This is a genomic window from Stecheria intestinalis, assembly GCF_009696165.1.
GTDB lineage: Bacteria > Bacillota_I > Bacilli_A > Erysipelotrichales > Erysipelotrichaceae > Bulleidia > Bulleidia intestinalis.
The window spans coordinates 1-24177 of record NZ_VUMN01000026.1 but is presented as its reverse complement, the minus strand read 5'-3'; the positions used below and the strand labels follow the sequence as shown (position 1 = coordinate 24177).

General features: G+C 47.9%; 28 protein-coding genes. 24 read left to right on the top strand and 4 right to left on the bottom strand.

The window, feature by feature from the left end:
* Nucleotides 1-59: 59 nt before the first annotated feature.
* From cbiM to FYJ51_RS10170, 12 genes are all read left to right on the top strand, one after another.
* On the top strand, nt 60-1061 hold the full coding sequence (gene cbiM, locus FYJ51_RS10225) for a cobalt transporter CbiM (protein WP_154505438.1): 1002 nt from the start codon (nt 60-62) through the stop codon (nt 1059-1061).
* Nucleotides 1058-1861, top strand: a complete 804-nt coding sequence (locus FYJ51_RS10220) for an energy-coupling factor transporter transmembrane component T family protein (RefSeq protein WP_154505436.1) — start codon at nt 1058-1060, stop codon at nt 1859-1861. The genes cbiM and FYJ51_RS10220 overlap by 4 nt, the downstream gene beginning before the upstream one ends.
* Entirely contained in the window at nt 1858-2595 is a 738-nt protein-coding gene (locus FYJ51_RS10215) for an energy-coupling factor ABC transporter ATP-binding protein (RefSeq protein WP_205946294.1), read from the top strand. Before FYJ51_RS10220 ends, FYJ51_RS10215 begins: the two co-directional genes overlap by 4 nt.
* The gene (gene larB / locus FYJ51_RS10210; protein WP_105302645.1) at nt 2555-3331 is read left to right on the top strand and encodes a nickel pincer cofactor biosynthesis protein LarB; all 777 of its coding nucleotides are present in this window, start codon (nt 2555-2557) and stop codon (nt 3329-3331) included. Before FYJ51_RS10215 ends, larB begins: the two co-directional genes overlap by 41 nt.
* Nucleotides 3328-4542 (top strand): nickel pincer cofactor biosynthesis protein LarC, encoded by a 1215-nt coding sequence (larC, locus tag FYJ51_RS10205; RefSeq protein ID WP_154505434.1) that lies wholly within the window; start codon nt 3328-3330, stop codon nt 4540-4542. Before larB ends, larC begins: the two co-directional genes overlap by 4 nt.
* Nucleotides 4539-5354 carry an ATP-dependent sacrificial sulfur transferase LarE gene (larE, locus tag FYJ51_RS10200; protein ID WP_154505432.1) on the top strand — a complete coding sequence of 272 codons (816 nt, stop codon included), beginning with the start codon at nt 4539-4541 and terminating at the stop codon, nt 5352-5354. Before larC ends, larE begins: the two co-directional genes overlap by 4 nt.
* Before the next feature lie 34 nt (nt 5355-5388).
* Nucleotides 5389-5919 carry a TetR/AcrR family transcriptional regulator gene (locus tag FYJ51_RS10195; protein ID WP_154505430.1) on the top strand — a complete coding sequence of 177 codons (531 nt, stop codon included), beginning with the start codon at nt 5389-5391 and terminating at the stop codon, nt 5917-5919.
* A 211-nt stretch (nt 5920-6130) separates the two neighbouring features.
* On the top strand, nt 6131-7414 hold the full coding sequence (gene larA, locus FYJ51_RS10190; protein ID WP_105302641.1) for a nickel-dependent lactate racemase: 1284 nt from the start codon (nt 6131-6133) through the stop codon (nt 7412-7414).
* A 2-nt stretch (nt 7415-7416) separates the two neighbouring features.
* Nucleotides 7417-7740: a UxaA family hydrolase gene (locus tag FYJ51_RS10185; RefSeq protein ID WP_154505428.1), complete on the top strand. Its 324-nt coding sequence runs from the start codon at nt 7417-7419 to the stop codon at nt 7738-7740.
* Nucleotides 7737-8900: a UxaA family hydrolase gene (locus FYJ51_RS10180; RefSeq protein WP_154505426.1), complete on the top strand. Its 1164-nt coding sequence runs from the start codon at nt 7737-7739 to the stop codon at nt 8898-8900. The genes FYJ51_RS10185 and FYJ51_RS10180 overlap by 4 nt, the downstream gene beginning before the upstream one ends.
* 27 nt (nt 8901-8927) lie before the next feature.
* Nucleotides 8928-10388 (top strand): GntP family permease, encoded by a 1461-nt coding sequence (locus tag FYJ51_RS10175; RefSeq protein WP_105302638.1) that lies wholly within the window; start codon nt 8928-8930, stop codon nt 10386-10388.
* Between the two features lie 85 nt (nt 10389-10473).
* Nucleotides 10474-11145, top strand: coding sequence for a GntR family transcriptional regulator (locus tag FYJ51_RS10170; RefSeq protein WP_154505424.1), 672 nt, complete (start codon nt 10474-10476; stop codon nt 11143-11145).
* Nucleotides 11146-11693: 548 nt separating this feature from the next.
* Here the strand turns inward: FYJ51_RS10170 and FYJ51_RS10160 are convergent.
* Together FYJ51_RS10160 and FYJ51_RS10155 are read right to left on the bottom strand one after the other, a co-directional pair.
* A complete protein-coding gene (locus FYJ51_RS10160; RefSeq protein ID WP_154505420.1) occupies nt 11694-12935 on the bottom strand; it encodes a glycerate kinase type-2 family protein in 1242 nt (413 codons plus the stop codon).
* A 177-nt stretch (nt 12936-13112) separates the two neighbouring features.
* Entirely contained in the window at nt 13113-13712 is a 600-nt protein-coding gene (locus FYJ51_RS10155; protein ID WP_105302634.1) for a bifunctional 4-hydroxy-2-oxoglutarate aldolase/2-dehydro-3-deoxy-phosphogluconate aldolase, read from the bottom strand.
* 232 nt (nt 13713-13944) lie between these two features.
* Here FYJ51_RS10155 and FYJ51_RS10150 point away from each other — a divergent pair, with 232 nt between their 5' ends.
* The 11 genes from FYJ51_RS10150 (at nt 13945) to FYJ51_RS10100 (ending at nt 22150) form a co-directional block, all read left to right on the top strand.
* Nucleotides 13945-15066, top strand: coding sequence for a DgaE family pyridoxal phosphate-dependent ammonia lyase (locus tag FYJ51_RS10150; protein ID WP_154505418.1), 1122 nt, complete (start codon nt 13945-13947; stop codon nt 15064-15066).
* A 161-nt stretch (nt 15067-15227) separates the two neighbouring features.
* Entirely contained in the window at nt 15228-17000 is a 1773-nt protein-coding gene (locus FYJ51_RS10145; RefSeq protein WP_105302632.1) for a BglG family transcription antiterminator, read from the top strand.
* Nucleotide 17001: 1 nt separating this feature from the next.
* Nucleotides 17002-18120, top strand: a complete 1119-nt coding sequence (locus tag FYJ51_RS10140) for an amidohydrolase/deacetylase family metallohydrolase (protein ID WP_105302631.1) — start codon at nt 17002-17004, stop codon at nt 18118-18120.
* A 73-nt stretch (nt 18121-18193) separates the two neighbouring features.
* Nucleotides 18194-18466: a hypothetical protein gene (locus FYJ51_RS10135; protein WP_135358129.1), complete on the top strand. Its 273-nt coding sequence runs from the start codon at nt 18194-18196 to the stop codon at nt 18464-18466.
* On the top strand, nt 18463-18840 hold the full coding sequence (locus tag FYJ51_RS10130; protein ID WP_105302629.1) for an SFCGS family glycine-rich protein: 378 nt from the start codon (nt 18463-18465) through the stop codon (nt 18838-18840). The genes FYJ51_RS10135 and FYJ51_RS10130 overlap by 4 nt, the downstream gene beginning before the upstream one ends.
* A 3-nt stretch (nt 18841-18843) precedes the next feature.
* Nucleotides 18844-19149 (top strand): DUF4312 family protein, encoded by a 306-nt coding sequence (locus FYJ51_RS10125; protein WP_105302628.1) that lies wholly within the window; start codon nt 18844-18846, stop codon nt 19147-19149.
* A complete protein-coding gene (locus FYJ51_RS10120; protein WP_105302627.1) occupies nt 19146-19871 on the top strand; it encodes a DUF4311 domain-containing protein in 726 nt (241 codons plus the stop codon). The genes FYJ51_RS10125 and FYJ51_RS10120 overlap by 4 nt, the downstream gene beginning before the upstream one ends.
* 12 nt (nt 19872-19883) lie before the next feature.
* On the top strand, nt 19884-20546 hold the full coding sequence (locus tag FYJ51_RS10115) for a DUF4310 family protein (protein ID WP_105302626.1): 663 nt from the start codon (nt 19884-19886) through the stop codon (nt 20544-20546).
* 31 nt (nt 20547-20577) lie between these two features.
* Nucleotides 20578-21315 (top strand): 2-dehydro-3-deoxy-phosphogluconate aldolase, encoded by a 738-nt coding sequence (gene dagF, locus FYJ51_RS10110; protein ID WP_204378535.1) that lies wholly within the window; start codon nt 20578-20580, stop codon nt 21313-21315.
* 197 nt (nt 21316-21512) lie between these two features.
* The gene (locus FYJ51_RS10105; RefSeq protein WP_105302624.1) at nt 21513-21809 is read left to right on the top strand and encodes a type II toxin-antitoxin system RelB/DinJ family antitoxin; all 297 of its coding nucleotides are present in this window, start codon (nt 21513-21515) and stop codon (nt 21807-21809) included.
* 5 nt (nt 21810-21814) lie between these two features.
* A complete protein-coding gene (locus FYJ51_RS10100) occupies nt 21815-22150 on the top strand; it encodes a type II toxin-antitoxin system RelE/ParE family toxin (RefSeq protein ID WP_105302623.1) in 336 nt (111 codons plus the stop codon).
* On the opposite strand, the gene FYJ51_RS13950 is transcribed toward FYJ51_RS10100, so the two are convergent.
* Nucleotides 22067-22300 (bottom strand): HNH endonuclease, encoded by a 234-nt coding sequence (locus tag FYJ51_RS13950; protein ID WP_154505468.1) that lies wholly within the window; start codon nt 22298-22300, stop codon nt 22067-22069. The genes FYJ51_RS10100 and FYJ51_RS13950 overlap by 84 nt on opposite strands.
* A 484-nt stretch (nt 22301-22784) precedes the next feature.
* Between FYJ51_RS13950 and FYJ51_RS10090 the strand changes: the two genes are divergently transcribed.
* Entirely contained in the window at nt 22785-23105 is a 321-nt protein-coding gene (locus FYJ51_RS10090; RefSeq protein WP_154505416.1) for a hypothetical protein, read from the top strand.
* A 16-nt stretch (nt 23106-23121) separates the two neighbouring features.
* Here FYJ51_RS10090 and FYJ51_RS10085 read toward each other — a convergent pair whose 3' ends face one another.
* Nucleotides 23122-24042, bottom strand: coding sequence for a phosphate acyltransferase (locus tag FYJ51_RS10085; RefSeq protein WP_154505414.1), 921 nt, complete (start codon nt 24040-24042; stop codon nt 23122-23124).
* Nucleotides 24043-24177: the final 135 nt, after the last annotated feature.

Sequence of the window (24177 nt, the reverse complement as noted above, 5' to 3'; positions counted from 1 at the left end):
AGGTATGCGCTGAATGATGGTGCATGCCTTTTTGCGCCTATGAAAGGGGAACACAGATCATGCATATTCCGGAGAATTATCTCAGTCCTTCCACCTGCGCAGTTATGACTGCAGCCATGGTACCCGTGTGGATCCACTCAGTCAGAAAAGTCAGAACAGAACTCCCGAAAGAAAAAGTCTCCATGATCGGCGTCGGCGCCGCTTTCTCATTTGTGGCGATGATGTTCAATGTTCCGCTTCCTGGCGGAACGACCGGACATGCGGTGGGAGGAACACTCATTGCAATTCTGCTCGGACCTGAAGCAGCCTGTATTGCCGTATCGGTTGCTCTGCTCCTGCAGGCATTGCTGTTCGGAGATGGGGGAATTCTTTCCTTCGGGGCAAACTGCTTCAATATGGCCTTCGTGCTGCCATTTCTCGGCTATGCCATCTACAAGTCTCTGACAAAAGGAGAAGTCAGCCAGAAGCGCAGGCTCTTTGCGGCAGGACTTGGTTCCTATGCCGGCATCAACGCTGCCGCATTCTGTGCAGCGATCGAGTTCGGAATCCAGCCTGCATTATTCCATGACACTGCCGGCCAGGCTCTGTACTGCCCGTATGGTCTTTCTATTTCCATTCCGGCTATGATGATCGGTCACCTTACGATCTTCGGATTAGCAGAAATCATCTTCACAGCCGGCGTGCTTGCCTTCGTGCTCCGCACGTCCCCCGACCTCGTAAAGAATTCTTCTGTCACCGTTTCCGAAACGAAGCCGCTCTATGCATTATTAAGTACATTGATCGTTCTCGTCCCGCTGGGACTCCTTGCGGAAGGAACTGCATGGGGAGAATGGGGAGCAGAAGAGATTGCCTCAGATGCCAGTGCAGGAACTGCCCTCGGCTATACCCCTGCAGGCATGACCAATGGACTTGAGCTCAGCACTCTATTCCCGGATTATTCCGTTTCCGGTCTTCCGGATGCGTTCGGCTATATCGTCTCAGCTGTGATCGGAGTCGCCCTCCTGATCATCATCTTCCGCCTCGCAGCGAATACCAGAAAGGAACCTGCGTACTCGAAATGAGTACTTCTCTTCCGGAATGGATAAAAGAAGAGACTCGTCCTGTGACCGTAAAAGGCCAGGACGGTTTTCTCACGCACTCCCTCCTGGAATTCTGCCGTCTGTTCCGGAAGATCGATCTCAATAAACAATCTTCAGATACGAAAGCCCATGCCGGCATCAAACTGCTTGCGGCATTTGTCCTGATTCTGCTGATCGCATTGTCTCCGGCTTTCTATTTCACGCTGACCGTCGCGGCCGCGTTCTTACTGTTTCTGAGCTTTCAGCGGATTGAGATTCTGAAAGATGTGATTGAAAGTGCTGCCGGAGCTGCATTCCTGTCATTCATGATAATGTTCCCAGCATATTTTCTTTCCGGTTCCATGGCATTTATCACAATCACCGTCAAAGTATTTCTGTCGGTCGGAATGCTTTCCTATGTTTCGGTTTCTTCGCCATGGAATCAGCTGACTGCGTCGCTGAACCGGATTCATCTTCCTTCCATTGTGGTATTCATTCTGGATCTGACGCTGCGCTATATCGAGCTGCTCGGCAGAAAGGCAGAAGAAATGCTCACTGCTCTGCAGTTAAGAAACCTCTCCAGAAGCAGAGATCATCAGAAAAGCTTTTCCGGAATTCTCGGAACTCTGTTTCTGAAGGCAGCAGACTACGGTCACCAGACTTCTGATGCCATGGAGTGCAGGCTGTATGATGGCACGATTCATTCCAGCAAGCCCGAGAAACTGAATCGCTATGACGTATTCCTCTTAGCAATCCTGATTCTCTATGTATTCCTGTTTTTCTATTCAGAAAGGCCTTTATGAGCGAAGAACTGATCCGTCTGGAACATGTTTCCTATCACTATGAAGAAATTCCTGCCCTGGCAGATCTTTCCTGTTCTATCTCTAAGGGAGAATGCATCGGAATCGCTGGCGACAACGGATGCGGGAAGACGACCCTCCTGAAGCTTCTGAACGGGCTTCTGTTTCCGGATCATGGATCCTGGACCTTCCTGGGCCAGGAAATCAATGCGTCCAGCATGAAGAATCAGAAAGTCGCAAGGACACTGCACGCTTCCATCGGCTATGTGTTTCAGAGCCCTGAAGTGCAGCTATTCTGCAGCAGCGTAGAAGAAGAGATTGCCTTCGGGCCAAGACAGCTCGGATTATCCCAAGCAGAAGTAAAGAAACGCACTGATGATGTCATGAAGATGATCGGACTGGAGAATCTTGCCTCAAGACCGCCTTATCATCTCAGCGGCGGAGAGCAGAAGAAGACTGCCTTAGCCTGTGTGCTGTCCATGAATCCGGAAGTTCTGATTCTTGATGAACCATTGAATGGACTGGATCGGAAATCAAGAGAATGGATGCTCAGCTTCCTGACACAATGGAAGCATGCAGGAAAGACCCTATTGATCTCAAGTCATGATGAAACACTTCTCCGTCTCATTCCGGAACGGATCATCGAACTCAGCGAATCTCATACCATCATCTATGATGGACCAAAGGAGGACTGGCATGAATCAGAAAGAACTGAAACAGCTTCTGGAAACTTATAAAGCAGGAGAAATCTCGGAAGACGATGTTCTGCTGAAACTGAAAGAAGCGCCTTATGAAGACCTTGGCTTTGCTAAGCTGGATCGTCATCGGGCATTAAGACAGGGACAGGCAGAAGTCATCTATGGTGCAGGCAAGACCGGAGAGCAGATCCGCCTGCTGGCAGAACGCGCATGGCAGGATAGACAGAAAACCATTCTGGTCACACGAATGAATCAGGAGAAGAAAGACCTGATTGCCGCAAGCAATCCTCCCTATGAGATTCATTACAATGAGCTTGCCGAAGCAGCAGTATTCGGGGAAATTCCGGAACCGGATGGACTTGGAAAGATTGTCGTCGCAACCGGCGGAACAAGCGATCAGAAAGCTGCAGAAGAAGCAGTGCTGACGTGTGAGGCATTCGGCAATGAAACAGTTCGTCTCTATGATGTAGGCGTTGCCGGACTGCACAGACTGTTAAGCAATCTGGATATTCTGATGTCAGCGAATGCGGTCATCGCATTGGCTGGCATGGAAGGAGCACTTGCCAGTGTGATCGGCGGGCTGGTGGATTGTCCGGTCATTGCAGTCCCGACCAGTGTCGGCTATGGTGCTTCATTCCACGGGCTCTCAGCACTTCTGTCCATGCTGAATTCCTGCGCGAGCGGAGTAAGTGTCGTGAATATCGATAACGGATTCGGGGCTGCCTATCAGGCAAGCATGATCAATCATCCGAAATATCTGGGAGGCAATCAATGAAGACGTTGTATCTGGAGTGCAATATGGGTGCGGCCGGAGATATGCTGGCGGGTGCCCTGCTGGATCTGCTCAGCGAGCAAGAACAGAATGAAATTCTGAATCAGCTCAACAGCCTCGGCCTCGAAGGAGTTTCTGTTTCTCTGGAATCAAGCACGAAGTGCGGCATTGCCGGAAAGCATTTCCATGTGCTCGTAAATGGAGAAGAAGAGAAGAGCCATGACGTTCATGACCATTCCGATCATGATCATCATAACGAAGCACAGGAACATCATCATGCCTCGATGGAATCCATTGAAGATACCGTCCGTTCATTCCCGCTGCGGGATGAAGTGAAAGACAATGTGATGAAGGTATATCAGCTGATTGCAGAGGCAGAAAGCCATGCCCATCAGATGCCCGTATCAGAGATTCATTTCCATGAAGTAGGCATGAAGGATGCCATCATGGACATCACTGCTGTCTGTCTATTGATGCATACCATCCATGCAGAACAGGTGATCATCTCTCCGATCAATACCGGCTATGGCGAAGTCCGCTGCATGCATGGAATCGTTCCGGTCCCTGCTCCTGCCGCCGAATATCTGCTGAGAGGAATTCCGACTTATTCCATGGAGAAGTTCAGAGGAGAACTCTGCACCCCTACCGGTGCTGCATTGCTGAAGGCGTTTGCGTCTTCCTTTGGTTCCAGACCGATCATGACCATTGAGCAGACTGGTTACGGAATGGGTGAAAAAGACTTTGAAGCTGCTAATTGCGTTCGGGCATTCCTTGGTGAAGATCAGACCGAAAGCAGGAACCAGAAGATTGAGAAACTCGAAACCAACATTGATGACATGACTGGCGAAGAGATCGGGTTTGCGATGGAACGGTTATTTGAAGCTGGAGCGAGAGATGTGTTCATCACTCCGATCTTCATGAAGAAAAACCGGCCAGCCTATCTCTTATCCGTGCTCTGCCTTCCGAAGGATGAGGAAACGATTCTGCAATGTATCTTCCGCTATACGACGACACTCGGAGTGAGGTATCAGCTGATGGACCGGGCAGTACTGAAACGCAGCCAGGAAAAGATCTTTGTGAAAGACGGAACGATCCGGAAGAAGAATGCTTCCGGATACGGAATTGAGAAGTCCAAGATGGAGTATGACGATGTTGCAGAGATTGCGCGGAAGAACGGAAAGACCCTCTGGGAAGTAAAGGACGAAGCAGAATGAATACCGAAGAGAAACGAGCCGAGCTTCATCGCATCCTGAAAGAAGCAGGCAGTGCTGCCATCGCATTTTCCGGAGGAGTAGATTCGACTTATCTTCTGAAAGAAGCACACGAAGTACTGAAAGACCGGATGATTGCGTATACCGCAGAATCTCCGTTCTTCCCTTCCTGGGAGAACGAGGAGGCCATTGCCTTCTGCAAAGAAGATGGAATTCCTCATAAACTTCTGAAGTTCGATATTCTGAGCGTGCCAGGAGTCTCAGAGAATCCCTCTGATCGCTGCTATCTCTGCAAGCACGCCCTCTTCTCTGCCCTGAAGAGCCAGGCAGAAGCAGACGGATTTGCCTGCGTGATGGAAGGAACGAACCTGGATGACCTCGGCGACTACCGGCCTGGACTGAAGGCATTGGCAGAACTCGGAATCCGCAGTCCGCTGAAAGAAGCTGGTCTTCATAAGCAGGAGATCCGAGTCCTTTCTGAAGAACAGCATCTTCCGACCTGGAACAAGCCTTCGTTTGCCTGCCTGGCTTCCCGGATTTCCTATGGAGAAGAAATCACGGAAGAAAAGCTTCATATGGTTGAAACAGGAGAGACCTTTCTTTTGAAGAAGGGATTCACTCAGGTGCGTGTCCGGGTTCACGGATCCCTAGCCAGAATTGAAGTGCTCCCGGAGGAGATGGTTCGCTTCCAGGATGAAGCCCTGCGCAAGGAAACTGCTGAAGTGCTGAAGCAGGCAGGATTTGCCTATGTATCCATGGATCTGGAAGGATTCAAGAGCGGCAGTATGAATCGGGTACTCAAGAACCACGAGTGATTCAGCAGTCAGATTTCGAACTATAATAAGGGTAATGAACACAGATCAGAAAACACAGAAAGCTTTCCTGCAGCTGATCCGGAAATATCATTTCTCTGAGATTACCGTGACCATGCTGTGCCAGGAAGCAGGAATCAGCCGTACCAGTTTCTATAAGCACTTCAGCAATACCGCCGAGGTTCTCGACGAAGTTCTGGAGACGCTGTTTTCAGAGGTGGATGGCGTGCAGACAGAACTGCTTGGCTTTAAGGCAGCTGAGAAAGTCCCGCTCTGTGTTTTCGTGCGTTCCCATCCGGAGTACCGCAACCTCTTCACGGATGATGCCATCATTCATACCGTGATCCGCAAATTCGTATCGATGAACCGGAAAGAATATCTGGAAGTCATGCATCAGAAGGTTTCTTCCACGGACAGTGAACTGTTAGGTCTTCTCTACTTCCAGCTGAATGGCTGCATGCATGCAACCCGCCACATGATCAGCCGCAGTGACGAAGAATGGGCAGCCAACAAGAAGAATATCGACAGCTTCATCATCAGCGGATTTAAGAATCTGCCGAGAAAGTAACTGGATTTCTGATCTTCAGAAATGCCTGCATTCCCTGCATCCATGATTTATGCATGTGACATAAAAGCCTTGATGAAAGGTTTTTTCATATTACTTGAAGTCTGATGTTTGCACAATCCCGATTTGTGTAACCCCTTACATATTGAAACTGATTCTTCCGAATGCTTTACTATGTGTAGATTGTATACATCATACACAATCAGGAGGAATCATGAAGACCATTGAAATTCCGTATTACACCTCCCATATGGAGCTGCATGTTGACGAAAAGAATCTGAAAGCAGTAATCCGCGCCAAGATGCATGAATTCAGAACAGAGAAGACCGAAACGGAAATCGTGAAAGAAGCGATGGACAATCCGATCGGAACGCCGAAGCTGGAAGAACTTGCCAAGGGCAAGAAGAAAGTCGTCATCGTGACCAGCGATCATACCCGGGCAGTCCCGAGTAAGATCACCCTTCCGCTGGAACTTGCTGCAATCCGCAAAGGTAATCCGGATGCGGATATCACGATTCTGATTGCGACTGGTCTGCATCGGCCTACCACCGAAGAAGAACAGCGCCGGATGTTCGGCGATGAGATCGTCGATCATGAGAAGATTGTGGTCAATAAAGCATTTGAACCGGATCAGTTCGTGATGATGGGCGTGCTTCCATCCGGAGCAGAGTTCCATGTCAATAAGCTCGCGGCAGAGGCTGATCTTCTGATTACCGAAGGGTTTATTGAGCCTCACTTTTTTGCCGGCTTCTCCGGCGGCAGAAAGAGCATACTGCCTGGTGTCTGCTCGGCTGAGACGGTCAATGAGAATCATTCTTACAAAGCCATTGCGAGTCCTTATGCAAAGACCGGTGTCCTCGAACATAATCCGATTCACGAAGACATGGTCAGAGCTGCCCGCATGGTGAATGTGCAGTATATCCTGAACGTCGCATTGAATGCAGAGAAGAAAGTCATTGCCGCATGGGCAGGCGATCTGGAGCAGGCACATGCGGAAGGCGTTGCCTTCATCCGCAAGTGGAGCCAGTGCGAAAGCATCACCGGTGACATCGTCGTGACTTCCAATGGCGGCTATCCGCTGGATCAGAACCTGTATCAGAGTCCGAAAGCTGTCGCAACGGCTGAGGCATGTGCAGGCGATGATGGAGTTATCATCATGTGCTGCAGCTGTGTGGACGGCATGGGCGGAACGCATTTTGCAGAGCTGATCCGCATGGGCACGCCGGAAGAGATTGATGCATATCTCTCGAAGATTCCTTCCAAGGAAACGATCCCGGAGCAGTGGTGCCCGCAGATCTATGCCCGCATTCTGCATAAGCACAAGATGATTCTGGTTTCCAAGCTTGATGAGGAAACAGTCCGGGCTTGCAATATGATTCCTGCGAAGTCTGCAGATGAAGCACTGAAGATTGCGCTTGAAATGAAAGGCCAGGATGCCAGCGTAGTTGTGATTCCGGATGGCGTCAGCGTTCTGGCAGTAGCACCGGAGGGAAAGTAAGCATGGCAGAAGAAAAGAAAATCGCCCTGAAGGTCAATGACAAAGATAATGTCGCAACGATCTTCGCAAACGGCATCACGGATGGCACGGTAGTCGAGGTCCGAGATCCGAGAGGAAACATGGAAGAGATCACAGTGATCGGCGATGTTCCCTATGGCCATAAGATTGCTCTGAAGCCGATTCATAAAGGCGAGCTGATCATCAAGTACGGAGAAGAGATTGGCATGGCAAGTGCCGATATCGTAAAAGGCGAATACGTGCATGTGCATAATCTGGAAAGCATGCGCGGCAGAGGAGACTGGGAAAAAGGAGGCAGAAAGGAATGAAATGGTATGGCTATCGCAGACCGGATGGGTCTGTGGGTTCCAGAAATTATGTTGCCATCATTCCGTCGGTGACATGTGCCAATGATGTGGCGAATGCGATTGCCCATGAAGTTCAAGGAACCGTTGTCTACCTGCATCATCAGGGATGCTGCCAGCTGCCGCCAGATCTTGATCGGGTCACGGAAACGCTGATCTCCCTTGGCAAGAGTCCGAATGTCGGGGCAGTTCTGATTGTCTCTCTCGGCTGCGAGGGCACCGACCATGAACGCATGTACAAGGAACTGAAGGCAACCGGAAAGCCGGTAGAGATCATCCATATCCAGGAACTCGGCGGTGTTTCCAAAGCAATTCAGGCCGGTACGGATATTGCCAGAAAGCTTGTCATTGAGATCTCCGGCATGCAGCGTACCGAAGCAGATATAAGTGAGATTGTCATGGCGATCAAGTGCGGCGCCAGCGATACCACGAGCGGTATGGCCAGCAACTGCGTGATCGGCTATGTGGCAGATCATCTGGTAGACCTTGGAGCAACGGTCATCTTCGGAGAAACGACCGAGTTCCTCGGTGGCGAGCATCTGCTTGCCCGCAGAGCGGTCAACAAGCAGGTCGCTGATAAGATCTATGAGATCGTCAACAACATGGAGACACGGGCAAAGAGTGTCGGCTGCGATATGCGCAGGGGCCAGCCGACGCCAGGCAATATTGCCGGCGGTCTGTCGTCCATTGAAGAGAAGAGTCTCGGCGCAATTGTGAAAAGCGGAAGCCGCCCGATTCAGGGCGTGCTGGAGTATCCGGAACATGTCACAACTCAGAAGGGGCTGTGGATCAAGGATACACCGGGGCGGGAACCTGAGATCCTGACCGGAATGGCAGCTACCGGAGCACAGTTCATGTGCTTCTCTACCGGCAGAGGTGCCCCGCAGGGCTTCCCGAGCATGCCTGTAATCAAGATCTGCGGAAATCCGAACACTTATGAACGGATGCAGAACGACATGGATCTGAATGCAGGACTGATCATTACCGGTGAAAAGACAATTGAGCAGGTCGGAGAAGAAGCGATCGCAAAGCTGGTCCGCGTCCTGAATGGAGAAATGACCAAGAACGAAGCGATCCAGTACTTCTCAGCCATCGATATTCACTGTCTCGGCCCGGTCATCTGATCGAAAACAAGGAGGATAGAATCATTTATGAATCCAGTATTAGCGATGATCATCGGCATCGTGATCATGATGGTGCTGATTATCAAGACAAGACTTCACCCATTCCCGGCAATGATAATTTCGGCAATTCTGATTGCCATTCTCTCCGGAAATGCACTGCTGGTCGGAACCGGCAATGAAGGCGGCAGCCTTCTGAGCGTTGCGATCTCCACCGTTACCTCAGGCTTCGGCGGAACGATGACCAGTATCGGCATCGTGATCGGCCTTGGCTGCATCATGGGCATCTTCCTTGAGAAGAGCGGTGCGGCAAAGCGCATGGCCCTCAGCATTCTCAAGGTCGTCGGCGTCAAGCGTGCTGATGTCGTGCTCGGCCTTACCGGTTTCGTAGTTTCCATTCCGGTATTCTGCGACAGCGGCTTCGTCATCCTGTCGTCTCTGGCAAAGGAATTCTCCCGTCTGACCAAGAAGTCCATGGTTCAGCTGGGCGGTATTCTCGGAATGGGGCTCTATATTACTCACTTCATGGTTCCGCCTACCCCAGGGCCTCTGGCGGTTGTTTCGACCTTCCAGAATGAAGGAATCAATATCGATCTTGGAATCTTCATTCTCTGCGGTCTTGCCTTCTCAGTTCCGCTGTTCATCTTCTCTGTGTATCTCTTCCGCTATTACGGAAAGAAGTATGAAGGAAAGTTCGTAGTGCCGGAAGAAATCGATCCGAGCAAGTATACGGAAGCACAGTATGCGGTTCTGCAGAAGATTTCAAAGAAGCTTGACAGCGGCAAGGAACTGGAAAACAACGACTTCGAAGAACTCCTCACCACAGAGAAACTCCCTGGAGCCGGAATCTCCTTCCTGATTCTCCTGCTGCCGGTATTCCTGATTCTCGCAAATACGATCGTTTCCCAGACCGCAATGAAGACTTCCATGTTCGGTCAGATCATCACTTTCCTCGGCAATCCGGTGATCGCATTATTCCTCTCCGTATGTCTCGGTGCATTCTGCCTGACCGAAGGCAAGACAAACAAGGAAATCCAGGGCATGATGGGCGACGCCCTCAAAGATGCAGGCCCGATCGTATTCATCACTGCTGCTGGCGGAGCTCTCGGTGCGGTCGTCAAAGCAACCGGGGCTGCTCAGATCATGGCTCAGGGCATTGTCAATGCAGGCGTGCTTCCGATCCTGGTACCGCTCCTGATCGGAACAATCATGAGATTCCCGCAGGGATCCGGAACTACTGCGATGATTACCGGTTCGGCAATCATCGCTCCGATGCTTGGTACTCTGAGCATCAATCCGTATCTTGCCGGAATGGCTCTCTGCCTTACTACGATGTGCCCGTCCTTCCTGAATGACTCCTACTTCCATGTAGTAACGAACTTCTCAGGGCTGGATATCAACACCTCTCTGAAGACCTGGACCATCAGCACAATCCTGGTGCCGTTATTCGGTTCCGTGCTGCTGATCATCCTGAGTCTCTTCATACACTGAGTTTCACCCGGACTGCATGGATGCTTTTCTCAGGAAGCATTCATGCAGTTTTCGTTTCCTTTGGTGTATCATATCCTTGTAGCTTATGAAACAGATCACAACCATCAGCCAGCAGGCTTACGAAATCATCAAAGAAGATATTTTTTCCGGCCGCTATCCATCCGGAACGTGGCTGCAGGAAAAGACGATTGCCGAAGAACTCGGCATCAGCCGCTCTCCGGTGCGCGAAGCGCTTCGCATGTTAGCAGCAGACGGCATCGCTACCGTCACCCCGAATAAAGGCATCTTCGTCAGAACCTATACGCCGAAGGATATCGAGAACATCTTCGAAGTCCGGGAAGCCATTGAGAACTACGCAATGATCCACACGGATTCCGAAGTCATCCTTTCACATCAGAAAGAACTCGAAGACGAAATCAGACAATTTCAGAAACTGCATAAGAGCGGAGACCTCGAAGCATATATCCGTCTTGATGCACAGTTCCATCATCAGATCGTTGAGATGAATTCCAATGATCTCATGACCGCGCTCTATGAGAAAGCAGAAAACCAGAATCATCAGTTCCGCATCATTTCTCTTACCAGCAAGAAGCGGTTCGATGAATCCGAGCAGGAACATTCCGAGATCCTCGAGAATCTTCTGAACGGCAGAAAAAAAGACGCCTGCAAAGTCAATTCCAGGCATCTTGCCCTGGCCAGAGACCAGGTCATTGATTATCTGCGCGAACAGGCAGAAAACGAGAAAGCCAGCGAGTGAGCTGGTTTTCTTTCATGAAACCGGAAACTGATACGAATTCTTCTGTTTCTCAATCTCATGATTCAGAAACAGAATGATGTTTGCTGCAGCCCACGCACATCCCCTCAATGCAGAAACATTCACCTTCTTCAGTGCCAGCCACAGAATCAATCCCATCACTGCTCCGAAGCAGATGCCTTCTAAGATCTGAATCATGAGTGCACTGCGCTTCACCGTCACCATATGACCATGGAACTCTGCACTCCACCCGCTCTTCCATGCCAGAACTGAGATCAGATCTCTGCAGATGCAGAGATCAATTTCTGCCTGGATCCTGGAAGGAATTCTCTCGGCGGTCCACTCTTTTCCGCACTGATACTGATGGTCTTCTGCCTGGAATGCATAACATGCCTTCAGGTTTTCCTTCAGATAGACCGCATATACCGGAAGCTTCCTGGATACTGCCTCTCTGCACAGATCTTCCCGCTTGCCGAGATCCGTTTCCACATCCTTCTCAATTCTCGTTCCCTTTGAAACCNGGAAGATCCGGTATTCTCCTGCCGTTCCGATCATGATGCATGCCTCCGGATCAGAAGAACGGTCAGATCATTGACATTGGTCCCTGTAGGTCCTGTAATCACAAGACCGCCCGCTTTCTTCAGGGCATGGTAGCTGTCATTCTCCGCAAGCACTTGCGGAATCAGAATACCCTGTTCCTTCAGCATCGCACACGTATGCTCATCCGCAATTCCCCCTGCCGCATCCGTAGGACCATCCGTTCCGTCACTGCCGATGGAGAAGATGCAGGTATCTCTGCAGTCACGGATTCCTTCTGCTGCAGAAAGCACCAGCTCCTGGTTCCTTCCGCCTTTTCCCGAACCATGCAGATGAACAATCGTCTCTCCGCCGAGAATCCAGGCTGTCGAACGCTCAATGTTCTGATGATCTCTTGCAATAGATCCCAGGAAGCTTCCAGCCTCCTTTGCTTCGCAATTCAGCGAAGCAGTCAGGAAAACCGGCTCATAGCCAAGTTCCCGGCACTTCTTCTCTGCGCTTCTGCACAGCTGCTTCACGCTGCCGGTAATCCTGGTCTCCACATAATCCAGCTTCTTCGGCGTCTCGACCTCCAGAAGACTCCATGCTTTCTTAGACAGATTCAGCGCATATTTCTTTGCAATGGCAAGTGCTTCCTCACACGTATGCGAATCCGGATATGCAGGTCCGGAAGCGATCGAATCCAGCGGATCGCCGATGATATCAGAAAGCACGATCGAGAAGACTCTTGCCGGTCTGCACTTCTCAGCAAACTTTCCGCCCTTCACGTCAGAAAGGCGCTTGCGGATGATATTGATCTCTGTAATATCTGCTCCGCAGGCAAGCAGCTGCTTTGTGATATCCTGCAGTTCTTCCGGCGAAATCAGCGGATCTTCAAACAGTGCACTGCCTCCTCCGGAAACCAGAAGCAGTACCAGATCTTCCGGTTTCAGACCGCTGACCAGCTGTTCTGCTTTTCTGGTGGCAGAAAAGCTGTTCTCATCTGGAACCGGGTGACCTGCCTCATAGCATGGTACCTGCGGAATCTCTTTCTGCACATGTCCATACTTCGTGATGCAGATACCTTCGCTGATGCGATCCTGAAGCACGCTCTCTGCTGCTTCCGACATAGACCAGGCTGCTTTTCCGAAGGCAACCAGAATGATTCTTCCGGATACGTCCGGAAGTTCCTTCAATGCCCGTTTCACTGCTTCATCGGGTCTTGCTTCATGCAATGCAGTCCGGATGATCTGCATCGCTTCTTCTTGAATGATCATAGACAAACTGCTCCTATATCAGTATTTTAGAACATTCCTGCATGAAGGAATACCAGGATGGACACTCCTGCAAAAGATGTTCACGCCAGATCTTTTCGCCTGTTCTGCATTGGTAACAGTTTACAAGAAATCTTCAAGATTCACCTGTGGTATTGTCAATGAAACAGCTATACGCAATTACAGTGATCTGATATATGACTCAAGCCCGGTCCAGTTTCTGGAATTGAGGAATTCTTCTGGAATGATAAAAGATCCTCCTACTGCAGCAATGTAGCTTTGTTTCAGATAAGACTTGTAATTGTCTAAATTAATTCCTCCCGTGGGAATAAATGTGATATTCGGAAAGGGACCATGAAGAGATTGAATTGTTTTCAGACCCCCATAGCTTTCCGCTGGAAAGAACTTCAGAGTCTGAAAACCATATTCACTTGCTTTCATTACTTCGCCGGGGGTTACGACGCCGGGAAAGTATTCGACGTTCTTTCTGATCGCGGTTTTTGCCACATCTTCTGAAAAACCTGGAGAAATCAGAAATGAAGCTCCTGCTGCAATTGCTTCTTCTGCCTGATGATTAGTCAGAACGGTTCCGGCTCCTACCTGAATGCCATCAATTTCAGAAATAATTCTGATCGCATCTGCTGCATATTCTGAGCGAAAGGCAATTTCAAGCTGTGGGATTCCCGCATGAATAAGAACAGATGCCAAAGGCTTGCAATCTTCTAAGTTCTGAAAAGTCACAAGCGGAAGCAAGCGTCTGTATATTTTCAGATGATTCATGTTTTCAGATCCTCCTGATATTATTTCGAGATTCTAGTATTCGAAAACTTGACTTATGAAAACTGGTTTTGTTCAGATCCTGCTGAATGAAACCAGTTTTCCAGGAAAACCATATATCGTCTGCGACCAGTAAAGAGTTATTGAAAATTGCAGAAGTAGATTTTTTCTGCAGTTTTCGGATGTTGAACCTTTCCTTGAATCAGATGATGATGAACTACGTCGGGGAGGAAGTATGGATAATATTTACAAACAATATGGCCTTTCACCTGTCATTAATGCAGATGGAAGAATGACCGCACTTGGAGTATCAACTATCAGTGACGATGTTGCTGCTGTAATGAAAGAAGCAGCTCAGAACTATGTCGTGATTGATGATCTTTATCGCACAGTTGGTGCAAGACTTGCAGAAGTGCTTCATTGTGAAGATGTATGCCCAACGGAGTCTGCTTCAGCAGGAATCGCTCTTGCTGTAGCGTCGCTGATCTGCGGAAATGATATTGCTAAAGTCAAAACACTTACTCAGACTGCTGCAAAGACCTCAAAGCGCGAGGTCATTCTGCTCCGCGGACAGAATATTGACTTCGGTGCTCCGATCCAGCTCATGATTGAAACCGGCGGGGGCAAAGTAGTCGAAGCAGGGTTTTCCAATGGCTCCACTGCTTCAGATGTAGAAAATGCAATTAACGAGAATACACTTGCGCTATTCTTCGTGAAGAGCCACCATTGCGTCCAGAAAAACATGTTAGGGCCGGAAGAGATGATTGCGATTGCAAAAAAGAATAATCTTCCGATCATTGTTGATGCAAGTGCAGAAGAAGATCTTGAAAGATATTACAAGATGGGAGCAACCTTTGTCTGCTATTCAGGAGCGAAAGCAGTAAGCGGATGCACATCCGGTTTTGTTGAATGCCAAACTCACGAGTATGCAGAAGCGATGCGTCTTCAGTATAAAGGAATAGGCAGAGTGATGAAGATCGGCAAAGAAAACTGCATGGGCTTGCTTGCCGCGGTGACTGCATATCAGAAGAACGGTGGTTATAAGCCAATTGTTTCTACCGATGATCTTAAGGCATTCAATGAGAAAATTGCTAAGATCCCAGGGCTGAGCGCTTCCATTATTCAGGATGAAGCAGGTCGTCAGATTTTCCGCTCCAAGATCACAGTGAAAAAAGAAGAATATGGAATTGATGCAGTTGAGCTGAATAAACGTCTTCATGAAGAGAACCCGAAAATCTATCTTCGCGATCATATGGCAAAGCAAGGATCTCTTGCAGTCGATCCCAGACCGCTTGCCTCAGTAAAAGATCTCGATGAGATTCTGGAAGTTCTGAAGAGAATTCACGAAGGCCGGTGATCTGATCACCTTCTTCCGGCAGCTGCCTGGCAGATTGATTCCGATCATTCCTGATCCTCTAGATTAGATATGGATTTTGCAGAAAAATAAAGTGTACTGCAAGAATCCTGAATGCTTATTCTGATGGACGGCCATTAAACTTTAGACAAAGGAAAAAGAAGTTGAAAAGAAGGCAGATAGAAATTTTGAACAGGATTCTTGAATCACGAGATCCTGTCGCTCTCAATGAATTAATTGCTGAATTCGGCAAAAGCGAACGAAGCATTCGTTATGATATCAAGACTATTCGCGAGGAGCTTGCTGAATACGGCATTTGTCTTGAGAGCAAGAGCGGAGATGGATATTACATAATAGCGACTCAGATCCCAGAATGCATCAATCTGCTTAACTCAGGCAAACTGAATGATGAACAGATTATCAATGAAGATCTGGCGGCTAAGAGCTTCTGTCTCCTATTCGGGAAAGGGGGATACGAAACATTAGATAGTCTGACTCTGAAAGTGAACAGTTCAAAAGGAACGCTGAATAAATCACTGAAAGATTTCAATTCGCAGCATGCCGGGATAAACTTCGAATTCGGCAGAAAGGGAGTAAGGCTCAGCGGCGATGAATATTTCCTTCGGGAAAAAGCGATTCAGTATTCTTCCATTTTATTTCAGAGCTTCACGCTTTCAGATGATGAGAGACAAGGAGTCAATGATGCTGTAAAAAAGGCGAACGAGGCATTTGATGTATGGATTACTGCAAAAGGGTTTCGTGACCTGACTTCCTATTGCGAGGTTTCTCTGATCCGTAAAAAAAACTCAGGCACCACTTATGATACAAAATTCCTGGATCATGATGAAACTCTTTATGCCGCTTTCCTTTTAAAAGAACTCGGAATTGAATCTAACGGCAAAGAGCTTGCATGCATGGTTCGCCACATGATCCATTGCGGAGTTGTGGTGTCAGAAGATGGGATTCTTCAGCAGAAGACAGCAGAAGAAACGGATGGCTTGATTGATCGGATTGAACAAGAATGTCGAAAAAGAGATGTCTGGCTGTCAAAATCAGACCTATCCAGAGATCTGAAGAGACACCTGAATCAGCTTGCGAAATGCCTGGTATATGGAATCGAACCTCCGGAAAATCCGATGCTGATAAACATCAAAACAAACTATCGGGAAGCCTTCGAAATTGCGAAAGATGCTGCCCAAGGATGGAAGTTCTGCGGTGGTCATGAACTGAGTGAAAGTGAAGTCAGCTATGTTGCAATTTATATCTATCAGGATACGCAGCATAAGCCTCATGAATCGAAAAAAGTATTAGTGGTATGTGCTACCGGGAAAGGGTTATCCAGTGTTTTTGCTTCAAAGATTGCTGATCGGTTCCCGGATCTTGAGATAGTTGGCTTAGACAGTGCCTATCATGCCCTATCTGATACCAAAGGGGCTGACTTCATCATTTCGACTGTTCCGATACGGGAAGCCTCTATTCCGGTGGTTGTAGTGACGGCTATGCTGAATGACCTAGATCTTGATCTGATCGATTCCTATGTCCATGGCGGAATTCATCCGAAAAATGCTCCTCTTGAAACCGGCGCATTGAATCCAGCAATTGATTCAGGTGAATTGAAAAAAGCCTCAGAGAGCATCGGAGCTGCATTGCTTGCGTTAATTGACACTTTGAATGATCTTCCGAATGAATTCCATCTGAGTACGGAAGTAATCAATGCCTTGCTGATTCACCTGATCTTTGCAATCCCGAGATGGTGTTCTCCGGATGAGGAAGCAAATGATATGGCAGGAAAGCAACTGTTGAGTTACAGGAAAAAATACCCGGAAATTACAGCATTAATGGATGGCTTCTTCAAGAAGACGGAACAAGTGTTAGGCGTGCAGATCAGTGAAGGAGAAAGGGTAGCATTCTACGTTTATATACTGAGGGGAAACTGATATGAAAAGTGTACTGGTAAAAAATGGACGGCTGATGGTCGACACCAAAAATGATCACATTCTTGATGGAGATATTCTGATCAGAAACGGTGTGATCGAGGAAATTTCCAAGCAGATAGATGAAACGAGAGCTGAAACTGTAATCGATGCTCAGAGTAATTTCGTCAGTCCCGGATTTATCGATATTCATACACATTGTTATCCGATAGGGAAGCTTGGCATGGATCCTGACACACTTGGTATTCAGCGCTGGTCAAGCACAATCTTTGATGCAGGTACTGCCGGGCCGGAAACTTTTGAAGACTTTAAGACAAACTACATTGATAAAGCAAAAACCAAAGTGTTCTCTTTGCTGAATTTATCTAAGCGCGGGATAGAAGTAGGACATGAACTTGATAGTCTTGAAAAACTTGATCCTGATGGCGTCAGAAAACTGGTAAAGAAGTATCCGGATACGATCGTGGGATTAAAAGCAAGAGCATCGCAGTCAGTTGTAGGGAAGATGGGTATTACGCCGATCCGTCTTACCGCTGATCTGGCACATGAATTAGGGATCCCGGTTCTTGTTCATGTCGGGCATTATCCTCCGGCATTAACAGAAGTTCTCGACTGTCTGCAAAGCGGCGACAGTATCACGCATGCTTACCATGGAAAACCTGGCGGATTGATTCAGAATGGACAGATTCTTCCTGAAGCAGTAGCTGCAAGGAAAAGAGGAGTAAAGTTTGATGTCGGCCACGGGGAAGAGAGCTTCTGCTTCAGTACCTATCAGAAAGCATTAGAGCTTGGGTTTGATTGCGATACGATCTCATCTGATCTTCATAAGAGAAACTATAACGGACCGGTTTACAGCAATGTCCTTTGTGTATCAAAGCTGATCAACTGCGGCGAAACGCTTAGCCTTGCGGTCGATAAGGTTACCAGGGCTCCAGCAGAGAATTTTCACCTCAGAAACCTTGGCGTTCTGAAGCAAGGTTATGTTGGCGATGTGTTTATCTTCAGATATGCAGATTGCAGCGAAGATGTGCTTGATTCGATGGGCAACAAACTGCACATGTACAAGAAGATTGAACCAATGAACCTGATTATCAGCAGAGGTGAGGAAAGTGAAATTCTATAAACAGCTGATAGATGAGAAAGCCGGCTCTGATAAAGGCGAGATTCTGAAGGTGGCTTCTGAAATTGAGGAAGAAATGCAGAAACAGGGAATCCATTATTCAGATGATAATTTCGAAAAAGTTGCTGACAACCATGTGGTTGAATTATCAACCAGAGTGGTCAGAGGAAACATGCTCAAGGATGCGGATAATCCTTATGACCAAACGCAGATTACCGCTGATTCCTGGGAAAAAGCAAATGAAGTAAAGGAAAGGCTGAGAAAAGACTGCGGGATTGAATTGACAGGAATTGAAACATTTCTGTTATCAACTCATTTCATGATTAATTCGGAGGAGGCAGGAAAATGAGCTTAACAATTGTAATCGGAACCAGAATGGGCGGAGGCAGCAAGATCAAAGACGGTGCTGAGAAAGCCTTCAAAGATGCTGGGGTAGACGGAAAGGTGATTGTTATTCCGGGAATGGCAGCAGACATGAAGCTGGGAATGACGATGAAACAGAATAATGCTGATCTCGGAATCAGTCAGTGCGGATCCGGCGGCGCTGGTGCAATTACTGCAAGCACTCTGCTTGGATGGAAGCAGAAGAGTCAGCTTGACAGTGCAGAAGCTGCTGCACAGGCAGTTCATGAAGGGTATCGTCTGATCGGCATGAGGTTTAACGATACAGAAGAAGTTGGCTACAAAATCACAGAAGCACTGATCAAAGAAAGCGGAAAATAACCCATGCAGGATCAGCTTCTGAAAACAATGAAGCGTTCCTATGAAGTAACAGCTTCCGGCGACAAATACGTGAATGTTGTCGGCTCACTTTTTAATCAGATGAGAAGCAAGGCTTATGAGGATCTTGGCGGAAAACCTCTGATCAATCTGAAAGCTGAGGAAGTTTACTTCGAGGATGTAAAGGTCAATAAGTACACAGAACGCTTCCTGTTCCTGTTTTGGCCCCGCGAGAAAAAGGACTTTACCATTAAGGCACGCATAATGGTAGTCATAGATTATCTGGATCTGAAAGAGGAGGATATCAAATGATACAGATTGTCATCTATTCGCTGATCATTGGTGCGATTGGCGGAGGCTGCATCGCTGCTGGTGCTGCTCGAATGAACTATGCACCGGAGATTCAGTCAATGGGCGCATTCAGAACATTAGGGGAACTGAATGCATGTGCAGGGGATCCTGCAGCTCATCTATCATTCGGACTGGGTTTCTTCTTCAATGCTGCTGCGCAGACCGTTGCAGCTGGTTCCCTCACTCAGGATGTGATGCATCGTATTGTTCCTAACTGGGCTGCTGGTCTTCTGCTGCTGAAGAACAGAGATGTCAAGCAGACTCTGTGGAATCCTGCAAGAATGATGTGCATGGGTGCTGCAGTTGGAGCTGTAGTCGTTACATTCCTGAATACTCTGGCATCCCTGATTCCGGAAAAGCTTTCTACAATTGCTGCAAATGTACTGAGTCCTGCAACATCCTGGCTGATCAATCCGGTAATGCCTGCAGTGTTCTGGCTTGCTGCAATTGATGGCGGCAAGTTCACGGGTCTCTGGGGAACGATCCTCGGCGGCGTATCCGCGGCAATTTCCGGAAATGCAGTACCTGGTGTTGTTCTTGGCATTCTGATCGGGAAGACCGCAGAAAACAATGGCTATTCTTCAAAGATCTTCAAGATCATGCTTGCAATCGTTATAGTCATGTTCTTCGCGATTGGTTACTTCCGCGGATTCTGGACAAACCTGTTTACATTTGGAGCATAAGGAGATACTGCCATGAGTGAAAATAACAATGCTAAAAAAGCCTGGATTGACAGACTGAATGATTTCTTAATGAAGGATAATACCTTCATCCTGCTGATTGCTGGTGCTGCGGCGGCCATCTTCGCGGGTACCTTCATGTTCATCAACTACCATACCGGTGCATTCAATGAGGTTTCCATCACTGCCATGCTCAGCGATGGCATGAGCACAGGTGACTATTCTGCTGCTGCAGGTTTTGCGGCTGGATTTCTGATTGCGCGTATTCTTGAAGGACCGCTGGTCGGACTTCTGGATATCGGCGGATCTCTCCAGACCGGTGTCGGAATTGGTATCCCGGCGCTAATGCTTTCTATGGGCATTGAGGCTCCGCTGCATAACTTCGGCCTGGCTCTCATTGTTGGCTTTGCAATCGGTGCAGTTCTTGGCGTGATCATTATGGCGATCCGCAAATTCGTTCCGAAGGGAATTGCAGTTGGCGGAACAGATATCATGATGGGCGCTGGCAACCGTACTGGACGGTTCCTTGGCCCGATGATCATTATCGCTGCTTGCTCTTATAACGCATGGGTCGGTATTGGCTCAATTATCGGTGCTGCTATTTTCTACAAGTGGGGCAAAGACATTACAGGCGGTGCTATTATCGGCGCAATGATTCTTGGCGCTATTATGATGTAAGAGCTATTTTTGAGAAAGAGGAATGAAATCAATGTCAGAATTATGGATTAAAGACAGAGCGTGCATTAACGTTCTTGGCGGTTCAATTGAAAATGCCGAAGAGATTTACAAGGCTTCCGAAGGCCATGCCCTTGTGGGAGTACTGACTGCAAACTATCAGTGTGTCGATGATGCAATCGTTGATATGCAGAAGTACAACGAAGTGCTCAATGGAAACCTTTCAGTAGGTCTCGGAAATGGAAACCCTGCGCAGTGCTATGATGTTGCTGCAGTTGCAAAAGCAGTGAAGTGCAAGCATTATAATCAGGCATTTACTTATGTCAGTGCAACGCGTGCAAACGTAGGGAATGATGATGCAATTGTCAATGCTATGTGCACACTGACAGGCACTCCTGGTATTATCCGGATTTCCACTGGACCTATCTCAAGCAAGTCAGAAAAAGGAGCAGACGTTCCTGTTGATACTGCAATCGACATGATTCGCGATATGGGCGGTTCCAGCATCAAGTTCTTCCCGATGCATGGGCTTGCTCATCGTGAGGAAGTGGTCGCAGTTGCTGAAGCTTGCGGCAGAAAAGGCCTATGGTTTGAACCGACAGGTGGAATTGACTTAGACAATTTCCGTGAAATTGTTGATATCTGCCTGCAGCAGAACGTAAGAAGATTCATTCCTCATGTATACTCCAGTATTATTGATAAGGAGACAGGACTTACCAGGGTTGAGGATGTCAAGAAATTGGTAAAGATCCTGGAAGAGGAATTAGCTTAGTTTCTAAAAAAAGAGAAGCAGAAGTTGGCAAGAAACCATCTTCTGCTTTTTTTGCTTGTAAATTGAAAAACGCGCACGTCAGGGGGCGCAGATCGTTTGGCGAACCGGATTTAGAGATACAGACCACTCCGCCCGTTAAGTTGTATTGCAGCCAGCATAACAATGCATTACAATTTGGCCAAAGGAAGGTGCTTACCATGAAAGATTCAACAGTTAGCGCTCGCGTTGAAACGAATATCAAAATTGAAGCAGAGGATATTCTGCAGAAGCTGGGGGTTCCATCATCAGTCGTTATCAATTCGCTGTATCGCCAGATTATCTATCACAAAGGCATCCCGTTTTCGTTAACAGTGCCTGCGGAACCGGAAACAATAGATAGCATGTCGGAAGACCGACTTGATGCGAAATTGTCCCGTAGCTATGCTCAGTCTGTTGCCGGTGATGGTAGACCGGTGAAAGATGTTTTTGATGATCTCGAAAGGAGTTTAAAATAAAATTAGTGGATTCTTTCGAAATAGTCATTACTCCCGATGCCGAGGCTGATCTTCTGGAGATCAGAGATTACATAGCTTATACGCTTCTTGTGCCGGATGTTGCACTGGATTACATTCGGGTAATTCGCAGAGAGATCGAGAAGCTGTCGTATATGACAGTAAGTATTGCTCCGATTGATAAGGAGCCTTGGCATAGTCGAGGTGTCCATAAGATCATCGCTAAAAATTTCTATATCTACTACAGGCTAGACGAATCATCAGGCAGAGTATATGTTATGAACGTAATTTACGCAAAAAGAGACCAGCTTAAGGCGCTTAAGAAAATTCCTATCGATCATTGAGACAAAGGCAGTTTCTTTTGAGAGATGTGGGGGCTGCCTTTCTATATCGCCGCGCTTCCCGTGGATCTTCTTGTAGCAACTCCAGCATAAACTTTCGAGGTTGCTCTCATCATTCGTCCCGCCCTCGGAGAGTGGGAGGATGTGGTTCATCTCCTCGGCCACTTCATACCTGCCGCGCTGTATTTACTCACTTAAATTTTGGACTGCTTTTATTGGAAATACAGATTTTTACAATGTCAGATTAGATTCTGATCGTTATATGAGCGTAATGTACAAAGACCCATTACCATCAAATATGGGAATTATGGCTGGATAGAATTATCTTGATGATAACAGTCCTACGGTTGAATTAATACCAGAGCGAAATATGGAAACAGGAATTGAAGAGCCTGCTCGTTTCAGTGCTTCATCCGGTCTTGCTTCATGCAATGCAGTCCGGATGATCTGCATTGCTTCTTCCTGAATGATCATAGACAAACTGCTCCTATATCAGTATTTTATGCATGAAGGAATACCAGGATGGACACTCCTGAAAAAGATGTTCACGCCAAATCTTTTCAGACCCTTTACATGCCTGTGATTTTCCGGAAACCGTTCATTCTATGATATTCGTGCCTGGGGAGGAGAAGTGGCAATGATGTTTTCTGCAATCGTTTCTCCGATCTTGCTTCTGCATGCGCTTGCCGGAGCTCTGCTTGCCCTGATCTCTGTTCTGTTTCTGAATCATGCAGGGCATCTCTCCGCGGTATTCTGGCGTCTCATCCTTTCGGTTTCGATCCTGATGATTGCCTTTCCGCTGATCATCTTCCCGGATGATTTCTTTTCCTTCAGCATTCTCCTGTTCCTGATCTTTCTGGCCATCGGCCTCTGTTTTCTCTGTGCAGCGATCTATCTGCTTTCTCAGTCTCTGCGCGAGCTTTCCTCTTATCTGCAGACCAGGCATAGAAAAACCTGAAGCAAATGCCTCAGGTTCAGTGGTTCTTCTGATGTTCAGAAAGGATTGCCGCCAGGCAGATCGAGTTCACTTTAACATCCTTCGTATCCGAGCGGGACGTCAGAATGACCGGTGCTGCCGTGCCCGTCAGGATGCAGCCAGCTTTGACTCCCGGCACCATGTGCTGAATTGCCTTATAGGTAATATTGCCCGCATGGATATCCGGGAAGATCAGAATATCGCTCTTTCCGGCACACGGTCTGTCCTGTGCGCCTTTTTCAATTGCCGCCTGTTCATACAGGGCAATATCCAGAGAAAGCGGTCCATCGACGACGCATCCGGTGAGCTCTCCGGCTTCATTTGCTTCATGAAGCTGTTCTGCTTCTACCGTTGCCGGCATCTTCGGATTCACAACTTCGACCGCTGCCAGCGGTGCTACTTTCGGGTTATCCACTCCGCAGGCATTGGCAATCTCCACACAGTAGCGGATCATCTCTTTCTTATCATCGAGAGTCGGGTACGGAATGAATGCCACATCTGACAGGAACAGCAGATGATCGATGCCCGGAATCTCAAATACGACTACATGAGACAATACTTTGTTCTTCCGCAGTCCTGCTTCTTTATCAAGCACGCTCTTCAGGAAATCCTTGGTCGGAAGAATTCCCTTCATGTACATATCTGCTTTGCCATCATGGACAAGCGATACAGCATGGTGGGCTGCTTCCTTCGGATCTTTCTCATCGATGATCTGATACTCATTGAGATTCATGCCGATCTTTGTTCCGATCGAACGGATTCCTGCTTCATCACCCACGAGAATTGCATCAACGATGCCCTTCTCATGTGCTTCCTTTACTGCTTCCAGCACCGGCTCATCCTGAGCACAGGCAACTGACAGCACTTTCTTCCTGCAGGAAGAAAACTGATTCATCAGCTCTTCAAAACTGCGGCTCATTTCTTCGTTTCCTCATCATGGAAGCCAGTCCATACCGGCTTGCCGGTATAGTGCTTCGGCTCCATCTCGCCTCTTAATACCTTAAGCGCATTATACGCCAGTGCTTCCTGCTCGAATTCTCCCGGATACACTGCA

Coding starts and splice junctions, on each gene's coding strand:
- FYJ51_RS13950 (WP_154505468.1), bottom strand. CDS start 22,300: ATGAACCACATCCTCCCACTCTCCGAGGGCGGGACGAATGATGAGAGC.
- FYJ51_RS10090 (WP_154505416.1), top strand. CDS start 22,785: ATGATGTTTTCTGCAATCGTTTCTCCGATCTTGCTTCTGCATGCGCTT.
- FYJ51_RS10160 (WP_154505420.1), bottom strand. CDS start 12,935: ATGATCATTCAAGAAGAAGCGATGCAGATCATCCGGACTGCATTGCAT.
- FYJ51_RS10130 (WP_105302629.1), top strand. CDS start 18,463: ATGAGCTTAACAATTGTAATCGGAACCAGAATGGGCGGAGGCAGCAAG.
- larB (WP_105302645.1), top strand. CDS start 2,555: ATGAATCAGAAAGAACTGAAACAGCTTCTGGAAACTTATAAAGCAGGA.
- FYJ51_RS10105 (WP_105302624.1), top strand. CDS start 21,513: ATGAAAGATTCAACAGTTAGCGCTCGCGTTGAAACGAATATCAAAATT.
- FYJ51_RS10140 (WP_105302631.1), top strand. CDS start 17,002: ATGAAAAGTGTACTGGTAAAAAATGGACGGCTGATGGTCGACACCAAA.
- FYJ51_RS10220 (WP_154505436.1), top strand. CDS start 1,058: ATGAGTACTTCTCTTCCGGAATGGATAAAAGAAGAGACTCGTCCTGTG.
- FYJ51_RS10120 (WP_105302627.1), top strand. CDS start 19,146: ATGATACAGATTGTCATCTATTCGCTGATCATTGGTGCGATTGGCGGA.
- FYJ51_RS10195 (WP_154505430.1), top strand. CDS start 5,389: ATGAACACAGATCAGAAAACACAGAAAGCTTTCCTGCAGCTGATCCGG.
- FYJ51_RS10215 (WP_205946294.1), top strand. CDS start 1,858: ATGAGCGAAGAACTGATCCGTCTGGAACATGTTTCCTATCACTATGAA.
- larA (WP_105302641.1), top strand. CDS start 6,131: ATGAAGACCATTGAAATTCCGTATTACACCTCCCATATGGAGCTGCAT.
- cbiM (WP_154505438.1), top strand. CDS start 60: ATGCATATTCCGGAGAATTATCTCAGTCCTTCCACCTGCGCAGTTATG.
- FYJ51_RS10180 (WP_154505426.1), top strand. CDS start 7,737: ATGAAATGGTATGGCTATCGCAGACCGGATGGGTCTGTGGGTTCCAGA.
- larE (WP_154505432.1), top strand. CDS start 4,539: ATGAATACCGAAGAGAAACGAGCCGAGCTTCATCGCATCCTGAAAGAA.
- FYJ51_RS10175 (WP_105302638.1), top strand. CDS start 8,928: ATGAATCCAGTATTAGCGATGATCATCGGCATCGTGATCATGATGGTG.
- FYJ51_RS10155 (WP_105302634.1), bottom strand. CDS start 13,712: ATGAATCATCTGAAAATATACAGACGCTTGCTTCCGCTTGTGACTTTT.
- FYJ51_RS10085 (WP_154505414.1), bottom strand. CDS start 24,042: ATGAGCCGCAGTTTTGAAGAGCTGATGAATCAGTTTTCTTCCTGCAGG.
- FYJ51_RS10170 (WP_154505424.1), top strand. CDS start 10,474: ATGAAACAGATCACAACCATCAGCCAGCAGGCTTACGAAATCATCAAA.
- FYJ51_RS10185 (WP_154505428.1), top strand. CDS start 7,417: ATGGCAGAAGAAAAGAAAATCGCCCTGAAGGTCAATGACAAAGATAAT.
- FYJ51_RS10115 (WP_105302626.1), top strand. CDS start 19,884: ATGAGTGAAAATAACAATGCTAAAAAAGCCTGGATTGACAGACTGAAT.
- dagF (WP_204378535.1), top strand. CDS start 20,578: ATGTCAGAATTATGGATTAAAGACAGAGCGTGCATTAACGTTCTTGGC.
- FYJ51_RS10150 (WP_154505418.1), top strand. CDS start 13,945: ATGGATAATATTTACAAACAATATGGCCTTTCACCTGTCATTAATGCA.
- FYJ51_RS10135 (WP_135358129.1), top strand. CDS start 18,194: ATGCAGAAACAGGGAATCCATTATTCAGATGATAATTTCGAAAAAGTT.
- larC (WP_154505434.1), top strand. CDS start 3,328: ATGAAGACGTTGTATCTGGAGTGCAATATGGGTGCGGCCGGAGATATG.
- FYJ51_RS10125 (WP_105302628.1), top strand. CDS start 18,844: ATGCAGGATCAGCTTCTGAAAACAATGAAGCGTTCCTATGAAGTAACA.